At 69.9% G+C, this 14,632-nt stretch carries 11 protein-coding genes; 3 read left to right on the plus strand and 8 right to left on the minus strand.

Annotated features, from left to right (window positions below; genetic code table 11):
• Positions 1 to 45 precede the first annotated feature (45 nt).
• Positions 46 to 3,519, minus strand: a complete 3,474-nt coding sequence (locus Psi02_RS00465) for a LamG-like jellyroll fold domain-containing protein (protein ID WP_203970637.1) — start codon at positions 3,517 to 3,519, stop codon at positions 46 to 48.
• A gap of 216 nt (positions 3,520 to 3,735) precedes the next feature.
• On the opposite strand from Psi02_RS00465, the gene Psi02_RS00470 reads away from it, so the two are divergent.
• Entirely contained in the window at positions 3,736 to 4,374 is a 639-nt protein-coding gene (locus Psi02_RS00470) for a DUF4126 domain-containing protein (RefSeq protein ID WP_239094482.1), read from the plus strand.
• Positions 4,375 to 4,740: 366 nt separating this feature from the next.
• Here the strand turns inward: Psi02_RS00470 and Psi02_RS00475 are convergent, their stop codons facing one another.
• Positions 4,741 to 5,112, minus strand: coding sequence for an ArsR/SmtB family transcription factor (locus Psi02_RS00475; RefSeq protein ID WP_203970638.1), 372 nt, complete (start codon positions 5,110 to 5,112; stop codon positions 4,741 to 4,743).
• 87 nt (positions 5,113 to 5,199) lie between these two features.
• Here Psi02_RS00475 and Psi02_RS00480 point away from each other — a divergent pair, with 87 nt between their 5' ends.
• The gene (locus Psi02_RS00480) at positions 5,200 to 6,495 is read left to right on the plus strand and encodes an MFS transporter (protein WP_203970639.1); all 1,296 of its coding nucleotides are present in this window, start codon (positions 5,200 to 5,202) and stop codon (positions 6,493 to 6,495) included.
• A 67-nt stretch (positions 6,496 to 6,562) separates the two neighbouring features.
• On the opposite strand, the gene uvrB is transcribed toward Psi02_RS00480, so the two are convergent.
• Together uvrB and Psi02_RS00490 are read right to left on the minus strand one after the other, a co-directional pair.
• Positions 6,563 to 8,674 (minus strand): excinuclease ABC subunit UvrB, encoded by a 2,112-nt coding sequence (uvrB, locus tag Psi02_RS00485; RefSeq protein WP_203970640.1) that lies wholly within the window; start codon positions 8,672 to 8,674, stop codon positions 6,563 to 6,565.
• A 136-nt stretch (positions 8,675 to 8,810) separates the two neighbouring features.
• The gene (locus tag Psi02_RS00490; RefSeq protein ID WP_203970641.1) at positions 8,811 to 9,566 is read right to left on the minus strand and encodes a helix-turn-helix domain-containing protein; all 756 of its coding nucleotides are present in this window, start codon (positions 9,564 to 9,566) and stop codon (positions 8,811 to 8,813) included.
• Positions 9,567 to 9,654: 88 nt separating this feature from the next.
• On the opposite strand from Psi02_RS00490, the gene Psi02_RS00495 reads away from it, so the two are divergent.
• Positions 9,655 to 10,620: an LLM class flavin-dependent oxidoreductase gene (locus Psi02_RS00495; RefSeq protein WP_203970642.1), complete on the plus strand. Its 966-nt coding sequence runs from the start codon at positions 9,655 to 9,657 to the stop codon at positions 10,618 to 10,620.
• A 23-nt stretch (positions 10,621 to 10,643) separates the two neighbouring features.
• Here Psi02_RS00495 and Psi02_RS00500 read toward each other — a convergent pair whose 3' ends face one another.
• The 4 genes from Psi02_RS00500 to rpsA form a co-directional block, all read right to left on the minus strand.
• Entirely contained in the window at positions 10,644 to 11,828 is a 1,185-nt protein-coding gene (locus Psi02_RS00500; protein ID WP_239094483.1) for an ArsB/NhaD family transporter, read from the minus strand.
• Positions 11,829 to 11,884: 56 nt separating this feature from the next.
• Complete coding sequence (coaE, locus tag Psi02_RS00505) at positions 11,885 to 12,475, minus strand: dephospho-CoA kinase (protein WP_203970644.1); 591 nt, start codon at positions 12,473 to 12,475, stop codon at positions 11,885 to 11,887.
• Between the two features lie 22 nt (positions 12,476 to 12,497).
• Entirely contained in the window at positions 12,498 to 12,953 is a 456-nt protein-coding gene (locus tag Psi02_RS00510; protein ID WP_203970645.1) for a GNAT family N-acetyltransferase, read from the minus strand.
• A 121-nt stretch (positions 12,954 to 13,074) separates the two neighbouring features.
• The gene (rpsA, locus tag Psi02_RS00515) at positions 13,075 to 14,544 is read right to left on the minus strand and encodes a 30S ribosomal protein S1 (protein WP_203950738.1); all 1,470 of its coding nucleotides are present in this window, start codon (positions 14,542 to 14,544) and stop codon (positions 13,075 to 13,077) included.
• Positions 14,545 to 14,632: the final 88 nt, after the last annotated feature.

Consider the following 14,632-nt stretch of genomic DNA (forward strand, 5'->3'; position numbering starts at 1 on the left):
GACATCGGTGACACGTGGGCGAACGTCGTCGGGAAGGCGGCGGGCCTAGCCCTCGATGGGGAGATTCATCGCGAGGTCGAGCACCTGACGGTCGGTCAGGGTGCCGGTGTAGACGCGGACGTCGTCGACGTCGCCGGCGAAGTAGTCCGCATAAGAGCCCCGGTACTTGACCCGGCCGATCTGCAGGCCGCCCGCGGCGTGCCAGCCGGTGGACGGCCGCCGGTCGGAGAGCTGGCCGTTGACGTAGAGCCGGATCTCCTTGGCGACCTCGTCGTACACACCGGCCAGGTGGGTCCAGCCGTTGATCGCCGAGCAGTCGATCGGCTCGGCCGACTTGGCCACCGTCATGGCCTCGGAGTCGGTGTCGTCGCTGGCCGTGGAGAATCCCCAGCGGGAGACCTTCACTCCGTTCTCGGTGTAGATGCGGTAGCTGAGGTAGAAGCCGCTGTTGCGCACGCCGTCCTGCCCGAGGACGCTCATCACCCGCGCCGGGAGCGCGCAGGTGTCGTCGCCGGCCAGGCGCACCCACGCGGACACGGCATAGCTGTGGTCGGTTCTGACGGCGGCCGAGGACGTGAACGCGTAGCCCTTCACACCGTCGAGGCTCAGCACGGCGCCGCCATCGACGCCGTCGTCGGACCATGCGGCGCCCGTAGCGAGTTTCGCGGCCGCACCTCCGTCGGCGCCCGCGGCGGTGGTGCCCGTCCCCTCGTCGAACGTCCACCGGCCGAGCGGGCCGGGAGGCTGCTTGGCCATGGCCGCGATCTCGTTGCCGAGGGCGGGGTCGTTGACCGTACGAGGGTCGTCGGACAGGATCCGGTCCCAGACCCGGACGTCGTCGATGTCGCCGGCGAAGTTCTCGATGAAATGGCTGCGCCATTTCATCCGTCCGAGCTGCAGCGGGCCGGTCGCGTCCCAGGGCGTGTACGGATAAGCCGCCGGGGCCGACTGGAGCTTTCCGTTCACATAGAGGCGGATCTGCTTGGCGGGCGCGTCGTACACGCCGGTCAGGTGGGTCCACACGTTGGCCTGCGGCTCGCTGTCGCTCAAAGCCCGGATGGTGATCTCGGTGTCGGTGTCGGCGTCGTACTTGTTGAAGATCCAGCGTTTGTAGGCGGACGAGTAGTAGAGCTGGAAGCCTGAACCGTGCACGCCGGACTGGCTCGCCACCGTGGAGTTCTTCGTCGTGTCGGCCAGCCGGACCCACGCCGATACGCTCAACCCTCGGTCGGTGTGCACCACCGGGCCTGACGTGCTGCCGTATCCGGTGCTCCCGTCGACGTGTACGGCGCCGCCCACGCGGCCTCCGGTCCAGCCGGTTCCCCCGGCCAGCGTGAGGGGATGCGGCGTGGGAGCCGAGTCGGCCGCCACTCCTCCCGCGGTCTCGTCCATGCGCCACTGCCCGACCGGGTCGGCGCCCGCCTTGACGTAGAAGCTGTAGACGGCGGGGGTCTTGCCGACGTTGCCCGCCCGGTCGACCGGGAAGACGTACAGGGTGTTGAGCCAGTCGTGGCGGGGAGCGACGGGCACGGTGACGGAGGTCTGCCCGGCGGGGATCGTCACCTGCGTCGCGGGAGTGGCGAGGGCCGGCTCCTCCAGGGCGAACCTGAAGGCCGACACGTCGGTCTCACCGTCGCCCGCGGCGAACGTGAACGCTCCTGTCAGCCCGACGCCGCCCCGCCAGTCGTCGGGCGTGTCGGCGGGATAGTCGGCGGAGCTCACCTCCGGCAGCGTGGCGGGGTCGACGGTGTCGACCGTGAACTCGCACCAGGTGCTCCACGCGCTGGAGTCCGTGCCGTCGTAGGCCTTGACCTTGTAGGAGTAGGTCTCGCCGTCGACGAGGTTGGTCAGCGTGATCGCGTGGTCGGTCGCCGCGGTGGTGTACTTGTAGGCGGTCTTGCCCCCGCCGGGCAGCGTCGAGGTGATCTCCTCCCAGGCTCCGGCGGTGCTGTCGTAGTGATTCATGACGAACTCGGCCCGCACGCCGTCGTCGGCCTTGTCCGGGTCGTAGATCTTCGCCTTGAGCTGGAGGGGACTCTGCGCGTCGCCCGCGTTGACGTACGGCCGGGCCGCCCCGGTGACGCAGGGGGTGCCGGGGTAGGTGCCCACGCCCGACGGCGCCACCGGTGGGGTGTTGTAGTCGACGACGAGCTTCGGCGAGTTGGTGAATCCCTTCCAGCCCCACGTGCTGCTGCCGGTGTCGTCGTAGTCCCGCAGCCCGAAGGTCGTGTTCGCCCAGCCGCCCTTGGCCGCCTTCACGATCGTGCCGGTCACATCGAACTCGACGCCCTTCGCGGGGCAGGAGGAGCTGTAGCCGGCGTCGGAGGAGACACTGCCGAGCGAGTCCATCCAGGACGGCTGGTGGCTCCAGTTGGTGGACTTGGTGATGCCGCCGGTGAGCCACAGCTGCACGGCCTGCGGGCTGTCGGTGCATCCCCACGACTTGGACTGCGTGATGCGGAAGGTCGCCTTGAGGATGTGCTTGCCGTTCACGTTGTCGGAGTCCATCCGGAAGAACGACCGCTTGATCCCGCTGCCGTAGTTGCCCGCTTCCGGCATGTGGGTGGAGTTCCAGTACTCCTGATCCGGGAAGGCGCGGTCCACGTAGGTCCAGGCCTGCTTGGACCCCGACCATTGCGGGTCGAGGTACACCGGGTAGGTGGTGTCCGGGCCGTTGAGCAGCCGGGTGTCGGGGGTCAGCACCACCGCCTCCTTCGCGGCCTCCACGCCCATCACCGCCTGCCGGCCGTCCACCTTGGCCTGGGTGGTCAGCGGACGGGCGAGCACCCTTCCCGACGAGTCCCACATGCGCGGCGCCGGCGAGTGGAACACGGCCGTGCCGTCGGCGTCCACGGCGCTCAGCCCGCCGGCCTCGGTCTCCCGCACCGAGACCCCGGTGCCGCGCGTCCCGAACGTGAGCCTCGCCAGCGCCGGATTCGCCGCGGCCTCACGGGTCTTGACCACGAGGACCTCGGAGTACCCGAGCACGGACGCGGTGACCTGCAGGTCGACCCCGGGCAGCACCGACGCGTACGTCGCGGTGTCCTCATCGAGGACGGGCCTGGGCAACGTGCCCGGCCAGGTCGTCGCGACCGAACGCTTGCCGTCGCCGATGGTCGCGAGCGGCGCCGTCCCCCCTCCGGAGAACGACAGGCTCAGCGGGGCCGCCACCGGACGCACGGTTCCGTCGGCGGCGAATTCCAAGGTGGTGTCGACATCGACCCATGCACCGCCTCGCCGTACCCGCTCGGGCAGGGCCGCGGTCTCGGAGGTGAAGCTGCCGTCGGCGTTGGCGAACACCTGGCGGTTCTCTGTGCGCAGGGGCAGCACCTCCACCCGCCGCCCGGACGAGCGGGCCAGCTCCGATGCCTGCCCCTCGGTGGGCCCGACCGGTGGAGCGTCAACGGCGGTCGCGGCCCTCGCGGGACTCGTTCCGGCCGCAGCGCCACCCGCGTGCACGGCGCCGGCCATCAGCAGGACGGTGGCGGCGAAGACGACGCCGTGTGGGCGAGGGCGCATCATTGTTCTCCATGGCGGAACGCTCAGATCGGACGTTTCGCCGCCAGTCGATCAGGGCCCGGTCCACGGCTGGTTCACCGGAAATGAACCGGCCCGATCCGGTCGAACATACTTTCCGATCTTTCGGGGATGCCGTCGTGATTGGAGCGCCCGATCGGGGACACAGGGACAGAGCTGTCCGTTAATGTCTTCGCCTGACCGGATGGCGACGGCCGCGTGGCGCCCGACCACGTGGCGAAGCAGGAGGAGGTGCCGATGTTCGCGGCGCTGACCGGGCTCGGCCTGTCGACCGCGGCGGGGCTCAACGCCTACATCCCGCTCATGGTCGTCGGCCTGCTCGCCAACCTCACCGACGCCGTACGGCTGCCGCAGGGCTACGAATGGCTATCCAACGGCTGGGTCCTGGCGGTCATCGGGGTGCTGCTGGTCGCCGAGTTCGTGCTCGACAAGGTCCCCGTAGTCGACCACGTCAACGACATCATCCAGACGGCCGTACGGCCGGCCTCCGGGGGCGTGGTCTTCAGCGCCACCGCGGCCGCGGCCAGGCTGGACGAATCGACGTGGATGGCCGAGCATCCGGCGGTCGGCTGGGTCCTCGGCATCGCGGTCGCCCTGGCCGTCCATCTGGTCAAGTCGGGCGCCCGCCCCGTCGTCAACGCGACCACGGCGGGTTTCGGCGCGCCCGTCGTCAGCACGGTCGAGGACGCGAGTTCGCTGGGCATGAGCCTCATCGCGATCTTCCTGCCGGTGCTCGTCATCGTGGCGATGGTTGTTCTGGCGTTCGTCGCCTGGCTGCTCCTGCGCCGGGTCCGCCGCTATCGGGAGGCCCGCCGAGCCCGCCCCGCCGGACCGTGATCATGCACAGGTTCGGCGTCAGGGCCCCTGACCCGGCGCGATCGTATCCGTGATCATGCACAGATTCGGTGATCAGGCCCACGAGCAGGGCCCACATCTTCCGTGATCATGCACAGGTTCGGTGTCAGGGCGCTTGGCCTGGCGCGATGGCATTCGTGATCATGCGTACGACTTTCCCGAAGCCCGATTGCCGGCCGCTACTGCATGATCACGAATGGGATCCGCACTGCTCACCTGCGCTTTCCCGAACCTGCGCATGATCACAAACATCGTTTCGGCAGGTCAGCAGCCATCGCGGTGAACCTGTGCATGATCACGGCGGGAGTTGGCGCAGGCGAGGGGGGCGATCGCCGAACTTGTGCATGATCACGCCAAGGGGGGCGAGGGGGTCAAACCGTTGCCGGGGGCGTCGACCTCTTGCGGTACGGAGCCGAGGACGGCGGCCAGCAGGCCGGGGAAACGCTCGTCCAGGTCCTCCCGGCGCAGGCTGACGTACCGCTGCCGGCCATGGGGGACGTTGCGGACCACCCCCGCCTCCCGCAGCGTCTTCAAGTGGTGGGAGAGCGTGGACTTGGGGATCTCCGCGCCGGCCGGCTGGCAGGCCGCCACCTCGATCGGGCCCTCGACGAGGGATCGCGCGATCGCCAGCCGCGACGGATCGCTCAGGGCGAACAGCACGTCGGTCAGGGCCAGGTCCGCCGTGTCCGGGTGCGCCAGGTCCCGTGAGGTTCCACTCATGGTTCGACAATAGTTGAACAGTGAGCCCCTGCGGCGTAGTCTCCAACAGTTCGAAAATTTTGGAACTGTATTGAAGGAGAGCCGGGCATGCACCGCACCGACGATCGTCCGCCCACGGCTCGCGCCGCGCGGCGGATGCCCCGAGCCGCCGGCTTCTGGCTGGTCGGCGGGACCCTGCTGGCCTTCATGGCCGCATCGAGCACCCCATCCCCGCTCTATGTGGTCTACCAGCAGCGATGGGACTTCTCCGCCGCCACGCTCACCGCCGTCTTCGCCGTCTACGTCCTGGCCCTGCTGATCGCGTTGCTGACCGTCGGAGGGTTGTCCGACCATCTGGGCCGTCGCCCCGTCCTGGCCGCCGCCCTGCTGGTCGAGGCGGCCGCCATGGTCGTGTTCATGGAGGCCGACGGGGTCGGGCTCCTGCTGCTGGCCCGGATCCTTCAGGGCCTCGCCACGGGCGCGGCGGCCGGCGCCATCAGCGCCGCCGTGGTGGACCTGCAGCCCTTCCCGGGCTCACGGCTGGGAGCGCTGACCAACAGTGTGGCGCCCACCGTGGGACTGGCCGTGGGAGCGCTGGGGGCCGGGCTGCTCGTGCAGTACGCCCCCGCCCCGACGACCCTCCCGTTCGCCCTTCTCGCGGCCGTCTTCGTGCTCCTGACGGTCGCCGTGGCCTTCCTGCCGGAAACGGTCTCGCGGCGCAAGGGGGCCCTCGCGTCGCTGCGCCCACGGGCCTCGGTGCCGCCCCGGGCACGGCGGGCGTTCCTCACCGCCGTCCCCTGCCTCGTGGCGACGTGGGCGATGGGAGGGCTCTACCTCTCCCTGGGCGGCTCGGTGACGGCCGGCGTCCTGCACGTCACCAACCACCTGGTGGGCGGACTCGTGATCACCACCCTCACGGGCGCGGGCGCCGTGGCCTCGATCGTGGTCCGCGACATGGAACCACGCCGCGTCATGACCGCGGGATCGGCCGCCCTGGCCGTCGGAACCGCGCTCGCGCTGGCCGCGATCGCCGGGGCGTCGGCGCCGCTGTTCTTCATCGGCACCGCCGTCGCGGGCGGCGGCTTCGGCGCCGCCTTCCTCGGTGCCTTCCGCTCGCTCGCTCAACTCGCGGAACCCGCGGAGCGAGCGGAGTTGTTCGCCTCCATCTACGTGGTCAGCTACCTCGCGTTCAGCGTGCCCGCGGTCTTGGCCGGGCTGGCCGTCCCGTCCGCCGGCCTGCGGACCACGGCCACCGCCTACGGGGTCTTGGTCCTGGTGCTGGCGCTGCTCGCCGTGGTCGCCGGAGCCGTCCGGCGGCGGCCTCGCCCCGGCACCCCACACGCGGCAGAGGCTGCACACGCCCCCGAAGCCGTCCCCGGCCCCGAGGCGGTCCGTACCCCTTGAGCCGCCCCCACCCCGCCCCCTCCCGCCCCGCTGGAGCAGGAGGGGGCCGGTCGGGCAGGATCCGGGGTCACTTGACGCCGGCCTCGCGCATGTCGCGGACCTCGCGCTTCAGCTCCTTGATCTCGTCGCGGAGCCGGGCCGCCACCTCGAACTGAAGGTCGGCGGCCGCCGCGTGCATCTGCTCGGTGAGCGACTCCACCAGTGACTCCAGCTGGGCCCGGGGCATCTCCCCCGCGATGGCCTTCGCGTGCTGACCGGCCCCCCGCGAGGCCAGGCCGGGCACCGGGGCCTTGCCCCGCGACTGCTGGCGGCCGCCACCGCCGAGCAGCTGGGCGGTGTCCTCGTCCTCCCGCGCCAGGCTGTCGAGGATGTCGGCGATCTTCTTGCGGAGCGGCTGGGGGTCGATGCCGGCCGCCTCGTTGTAGGCCACCTGCTTGGCACGGCGCCGGTTGGTCTCGTCGATCGCCCGTTCCATGCTCGGCGTGATCTTGTCGGCGTACATGTGCACCTGACCGGACACGTTTCGCGCGGCCCGGCCGATGGTCTGGATCAGCGACGTCTCCGACCGGAGGAAACCCTCCTTGTCGGCGTCGAGGATCGCGACCAGCGACACCTCGGGCAGGTCGAGGCCCTCACGCAGCAGGTTGATGCCGACCAGCACGTCGAACTCGCCCATCCGCAGCTCGCGGAGCAGCTCGATGCGGCGCAGGGTGTCGACCTCGCTGTGCAGGTAGCGGACGCGGATGCCGTTCTCGAGGAGGTAGTCGGTCAGGTCCTCCGACATCTTCTTGGTCAGCGTCGTGACGAGGACCCGCTCGTCGCGCTCCGCCCGGGACCTGATCTCCTCCATGAGGTCGTCGATCTGGCCCTTGGTCGGCTTGACGACGATCTCCGGGTCGATCAGGCCGGTCGGCCGGATGACCTGCTCGACGACGTCGCCCTTGCTCCTTCCCAGCTCGTACGGGCCGGGGGTGGCGGACAGGTAGACGGTCTGGCCGATGCGCTCCAGGAACTCCTCCCACTTCAGCGGGCGGTTGTCCATGGCGGAGGGCAGGCGGAAACCGTGGTCGACGAGGGTCCGCTTGCGCGAGGCGTCGCCCTCGTACATCGCACCGATCTGCGGGACCGTCTGGTGCGACTCGTCGAGGACGAGCAGGAAGTCGTCGGGGAAGAAGTCGAGCAACGTGTGCGGCGCGGTGCCGGCCTCGCGGCCGTCGATGTGCCGTGAGTAGTTCTCGATTCCGGCGCAGGTGCCGATCTGGCGCATCATCTCGATGTCGTAGGTGGTGCGCATGCGCAGCCGCTGCGCCTCGAGCAGCTTGCCCTGCCGCTCCAGGTCGGCGAGCCGCTCCACCAGCTCGGCCTCGATGCCGCCGATCGCCCGCTCCATCCGCTCAGGACCCGCGACGTAGTGGGTGGCGGGGAAGATGTGAAGCTCGGTGTCCTCGCTGACGATCTCGCCGGTCAGCGGGTGGAGCGTGGACAGCTTCTCGATCTCGTCGCCGAACATCTCGATCCGTACGGCGAGCTCCTGGTAGACGGGGATGACCTCGATCGTGTCGCCGCGCACGCGGAAGGTGCCGCGGGTGAAGGCCACGTCGTTGCGCGCGTACTGCATGTCGACGAGCTTGCGCAGAAGCCGGTCGCGCTCGATCACCTGGCCGACCTTGAGGCCGACCATGCGGTCGACGTACTCCTGCGGAGTGCCGAGGCCGTAGATGCACGAGACCGAGGCGACCACCACGACGTCGCGGCGGGTCACGAGCGACCACGTGGCCGAATGGCGAAGCCGCTCGACCTCCTCGTTGATCGAGGAGTCCTTCTCGATGTAGGTGTCGCTCTGCGGGACGTACGCCTCGGGCTGGTAGTAGTCGTAGTACGACACGAAATACTCCACCGCGTTGTTGGGGAGCATCTCGCGCAGCTCGTTGGCGAACTGGGCGGCCAGCGTCTTGTTCGGCTGCATGACCAGCGTCGGGCGCTGGAGCCGCTCGATCAGCCAGGCCACCGAGGCCGTCTTTCCGGTGCCCGTCGCGCCCAGCAGGACGGTGTCCTTGTCCCCGCCCGAGACGCGGCGCTCCATCTCGGCGATCGCGGCGGGCTGGTCCCCGGAGGGGGTCATGCCGGTGACGACCTCGAAGGGCGCCACCTTCCGCTCCAGCTCCGTGACAGGTCTCATCGGCCGATCTCCACTCTTCGCTTGCCGTGGGGCGACTCGTGCGTCGGCGGCGACTCCGCCCGCCACGCAGGGCCCACACCTTCATAACCTACGCGCGGGCACCGACATTTCCCGGCGCGGATCCGCAAGCCGGGCGTCAGGCGGACAGGAGCGCCGCCGTGGCCTGGTCGGAGGGCAGGAACGCCTCGAGCTTCAGCTCGGCGATCGTGACGTCCACGGCGGTCGCGAAGGTGGTGACCGTGGTCATGAGCCGGAGCTCGCCGCGTGAGGAGCGCAGGTGCAGCGGCACGGCGAACCCCAGGTGATCAGGCGACGGCCGCATCTCGGGGACGTACGTCTCCAGCTCGGCGTGCAGCTCCGCGATCCTGCCCGCGGGGTCGTGCGGGGCCGCCTGGCGGAGCCGTTCGAGGATGTGGCGGGCCCATTCGGCGAAGTTCATGATCCGGGGCGCCAGGCCGTCCGGGTGCAACGCCAGGCGGTAGGCGTTGGTCCCCGGCCCGACGAGTCCGGGGGCCGCCCCCTCGGTGATCAGCCCGAACGCCTCGTTGGCCGCGACGAGATCGCCGTACCGGTCGACCACGATGGCCGGGTAGGGCTCGTGACCGGCCAGGATGTGCCGCAGCGCGGTCCGTACGGGAGCCAGGGCGGGGTCGTCGAGGGAGGTCTCCGGGTAGGCGGGCGCGTATCCGGCGGCCAGCAGCAGCTCGTTGCGCTCCCGGAGGGGCAGTTCCAGCGATTCCGCCAGCCGTACGACCATGGTCCTGCCGGGAGCCGACCGGCCGCTCTCGATGAAGCTGAGGTGCCGCTGGGTCGTCCCCGCCCGCAGGGCGAGGTCGAGCTGGCTCAGCCGGCGCCCGGTGCGCCGCTCCCGCAGCGCCTGAGGAAAGTCCACCCGGCCAGTTGTAGCCCCTGCTCCCGTGGCCCGGCCATTCCCCCCGGGGAATTGAGACGCCTCAGGACGGGTCGGCACGCTGGGGCGCATGACCCACGACATCCGGTTCGGCGTGCTCCTGCCCACGGGAAGGGCCCAGTGGGGCGACGCCGCCGATCCCAGGGAGCTCATCGGCTTCGCCGTCCGGGCGGAACGGCTCGGGTACGACTCGCTGTTCGTCAACGACTCGCTGATCTCCCCGCGCGTCGAGGCGCTCACGATGCTCGCCGCCCTCGCGCCCGTCACGACGCGGGCCACGCTCGGCACCGGCGCCCTCCTGCCGTTCCTGCGCCGCCCCGTGCAGACCGCGCAGGCCCTCGCCTCGATCGACCTGCTCAGCGGAGGACGGCTGGCCGTGGCGGTCGGCGCGGGCTTCCCGGGGCGTTTCGGCCGGCCCTTCTACGACCTATCGGAGGTGCCGTGGCCGCGCCGGTTCGAAAGACTCGACGAGACCGTCGCCCTGTGGCGCCTGCTCTGGTCGACGGAGGGACCCACCTCGTTCCACGGCGAGATCCTGCGGTTCGACGACATCCCCGCGCCCACCCCGCCCTTCAGGAAGGGCGGGCCGCCCGTCTGGCTGGCCGGCGCGACTCCCGCGGCGCTCTCCCGCGCCGGGCGGCTCTACGACGGCTGGCTGCCCTATCCGCCGGATCCCGCCGATTATCGGTCCGGCCTGGAGACGATCCGGGAGACGGCGGAGGCGGCCTCCCGCGACCCCGGCGCGATCACTGCGGCGCTCTTCGTCTCGGTGCTGATCTCCGAAAGCGCCGAGAGCGGCCGCCGCGCTCTCGACGGGTACGCCCGGGTCGCCTACGGGCTTCCGCTGGAAGAGCTCGAGAAGATCCAGGCGGTGGTCACGGGACCCGCGGAACAGGTGAAGGCCGAACTCAGCCGCTACACGGCCGCCGGGGCCCGCCACGTGGTGGCCAGGATCGGCGCACTCGATCTCACCACGCAGACCGATCAGCTGGAACGGCTCGCGGAGATCATCCCGGGCATGTGCCGGGAGGCCTGAGGGCGGCGGCGCAGACGGTCCGCTCACGTCGTGAGCAGCAGCGTGGCCACGGCGGCGGCGATGCCGGTGACCGCGAGACCCGCGCCCGTGAGCATGAACTTCGCCAGAGGGACGCGCACCTCCCGGCGGCGGCACCACTCGAACCACAGCAGGGTCGCGAGCGAGCCCCACGGCGTGATCACCGCCCCCAGGTTGACCCCGATGAGCAGCGACAACAACGGGATGTGGTGGGCCGCCGGAATGACCTGCTCCCCCGCGACGTAGGCCGGGAGGTTGTTCACCACATTGGACAGCCCCGCCCCGGCCGCGGCCGCGCGGTAGGCGCCGTCGCCGGCGCCGTCCGGCCCGATGATCACGTTCATCACCGTTTCGAGGCCGAACCTGCCCAGCGTGGGCACGACGAGGAACAGCCCGGTGACGAACACCAGCAACCGCCAGGGGACGAGACCCCAGCGGAGTCTCCCCCGGTCACGCCAGGCGAAGACGGCGACGACGACTACGGCGGCGATCAGCGCGGCCACCTCGATCGGCGCCCCGGCCAGGATTCCCGCGACGAACAGCGCACAGGCCACGGCGGCGACGGCGAACAGCGTGCGATCGGCGATCGAAGGAGCGGGCGGCGGCATGTAGCGGTCGTCCCCGCGCTCCCCTCGCCGCCAGTAGAAGATCCACAGAAACGCCATCGTGACCGCGACGCCCACCAGGGCCGGCGCCCACATGCGGGCGGCGAACTCCCGCGTGCCGAGCGCCAGCCTGCTCATCGCGAGGAGATTGGTGAGGTTGGAGACCGGCAGGAGCAGGCTCGCGGTGTTGGCGAGCCACACCGTCGTCATCACGAGCGGAAGCGGCGCGATCTTCGCCCGTGGCGCCAGCGCCAGCATGACGGGGGTCAGCAACACGGCCGTCGTGTCGAGATTCAGGAATATCGTGACCAAAGATGCGAAAGCCGTACAAAGCACGAAGAGGGCGGCGTAGCTGCCGCGGCCGACGATGGCGAGCCGCGTGGCGACGACATCGAAGACCTGCGCCTCCTTCGTCAGCTCCGCCAGGACGACGACCGCGCACAGGAAGACCAGGAGCGGCGCGATCCGGTCGACGCTCTCACGGGCCGTCGCGGCCGGGAGCAGCCCCGTGATCACGAACAGCACGCCCAGCGTGAGCAACCCCGCACTGATCCAGTCCAGTACGCCCAGCCGCCGCAACCTCACCGGCGCCACCTTCCCCGAGGACGGGCGGTGACACTGTGGCCTGCGTCACCCGGCGGTCATCGGGATCGGAGACCGGCCCACACCTCGGCGACCCGGGCGTCGAGCGCGTCCAGGGAGCCCTCGTTGTCGATCACGATGTCCGCGATCTTCAGGCGGTCCTCGCGGGAGGCCTGAGCCGCGAGCCGCGCTCGCGCCTCCGATTCGGGCATGTCCCGGAACTTGCGCAGACGTTCAAGACGGATCTCATCGGAGGCGTCGACGACGATCACCACGTCGTAGAGACCCGCGAGGTTGTTCTCGGCCAGCAACGGGACGTCATAGACCACGATCGAGCCCTCGGGGGCCGCCTGCTGGAGTTCCCCCACGCGGGCGCCCACCTTCGGATGGACGATTCCGTTGAGGATCTTCAACTTCCCGGTGTCCGCGAAGACGATCGAGCCGAGCCTCTCCCGATCGAGCGTGCCGTCCGAGCGCAGGATGCCCTCACCGAACGCCTCGACGATCTCGGCGAGCCCTGGCGTCCCCGGTTCCACCACCTCACGGGCGATCTTGTCGGCGTCGATGACCACCGCACCACCGGCCGCGAGCCTCCTGGAGACCTCGCTCTTCCCCGAACCTATGCCGCCCGTCAGGCCAACCTTGAGCACGCCCGAAGCCTACCGAGGGATCTCAGACGTCGCGCCGGAGGTGTACCAGGGTCAGATGGTCCTGCACGCGCTCCCTGTGGGTCTCGCGGTAGCCGAGACGGCGATAGAGCCGGAGGTTCCCGCCGGACAGATGGCCGGTGAACAGGTCGAAGGTCGTGGCGTCCGGCAGGGCGTCGTGGAGCGCTGCGAGCAGGCCGCCCCCGATCCCCTCGCCCTGACGATCCGGCGCGACGACGAGACGGCCCACGAGGCAGGTGGACCCGTTGAGCCTGCCCCGGACCGAGCCGACGATCCGCGCGCCCGCGGTCGCCTTCAGCACGACCCCGGTCCCGATGAACTCGCGGACCTGCTCGGCGGACTCGACGAGGGGCCCGATAAACGGATCGCCGTACAACTGGGCCTCGGTCACGTATGCGGCCCGCTGGAGAGTGAGGATCTCCCCCGCGTCTTCGGGGAGGGCGCGCGTGATGTCCACCACGCCGCAACCCTATCGGCGGTCCGGGAGAGCGGCCGCTCCACCTCCGGCACCCGAACCCGAACCCGGGAACGCGGAAGGCCCCGCCGAAGCGGGGCCTTCACTGCGTTCACTTCAGGTGCGGTCAGCTCTGGCCGCCGGCCAGCTTCTCGCGAAGAGCGGCGAGCGCCTCGTCGGACGCGAGAGCACCACCGGTCGTCGGAGCCGGGCTCGCGGTCTCGCCGGTGTAGGACGACGGGGCGGCCTCGCTGGCCTCCGCCTCCTCGGCGCGAGCCTTCTCGACCTGCGTCTTGTGCGCTTCGAAGCGGGCCTGAGCCTCGGCGTACTGCCGCTCCCACTCCTCACGCTGCTTGTCGAACCCGTCGAGCCACTCGCCGGTCTCGGCGTCGAAGCCCTCGGGGTAGATGTAGTTGCCCTGGTCGTCGTAGGTCGCCGCCATGCCGTAGAGCGTGGGGTCGAACTCGACGTCGGCGCCGATCGCACCCTCGTTCGCCTGCTTCAGCGACAGGGAGATGCGACGACGGTCCAGGTCGATGTCGATGATCTTGACGAAGATCTCGTCGCCGACCTGCACGACCTGCTCGGGGATCTCCACGTGACGCTCGGCCAGCTCGGAGATGTGCACCAGACCCTCGATGCCCTCCTCGACCCGGACGAACGCGCCGAACGGAACCAGCTTGGTGACCCGGCCGGGCACGACCTGGCCGATCTGGTGCGTACGGGCGAACTGCTGCCAGGGGTCCTCCTGCGTCGCCTTGAGCGACAGCGAGACCCGCTCGCGCTCCATGTCGACGTCGAGAACCTCGACAGTGACCTCCTGGCCGACTTCGACGACCTCAGAGGGGTGGTCGATGTGCTTCCAGGACAGCTCGGAGACGTGGACCAGACCGTCGACTCCGCCGAGGTCCACGAAGGCGCCGAAGTTGACGATCGAGGAGACGACGCCCTTGCGGACCTGACCCTTCTGCAGGGTGTTGAGGAACGTCTGGCGCACCTCGGACTGCGTCTGCTCGAGCCAGGCGCGGCGGGACAGGACCACGTTGTTGCGGTTCTTGTCCAGCTCGATGATCTTCGCCTCGAGCTCGCGGCCGACGTACGGCTGCAGGTCGCGGACGCGGCGCATCTCGACCAGGGAGGCCGGGAGGAAGCCGCGGAGGCCGATGTCGAGGATGAGACCACCCTTGACGACCTCGATGACCGTGCCGGTGACGATGCCGTCCTCGTCCTTGATCTTCTCGATCGTGCCCCAGGCCCGCTCGTACTGAGCGCGCTTCTTGGACAGGATCAGACGGCCTTCCTTGTCCTCCTTCTGGAGAACCAGGGCCTCGACGTGCTCTCCGACGGCGACGACCTCAGCGGGGTCGACGTCGTGCTTGATGGAGAGTTCACGCGAGGGGATGACACCCTCGGTCTTGTAGCCGATGTCGAGCAAGACCTCGTCTCGATCGACCTTGACGACGGTGCCTTCAACGATGTCTCCGTCGTTGAAGTACTTGATGGTCTCGTCGATCGCGGCGAGGAAGGCCTCCTCGGAACCGATGTCGTTGACCGCTACCTGCGGGGTGTTCGAGGTGGCCTCAGTGCTGCTCGTCATGTGTGGAGTTGCTCCGAACCGGACAGATGTCGTTGTGACGGAAGCGCGGCGGGCCTGTTTTCGCTCATCAGAGGCACCTGGCGAAGCA

Origin of the sequence: Planotetraspora silvatica (assembly GCF_016863315.1) — a bacterium.
Lineage (GTDB): Bacteria > Actinomycetota > Actinomycetes > Streptosporangiales > Streptosporangiaceae > Planotetraspora > Planotetraspora silvatica.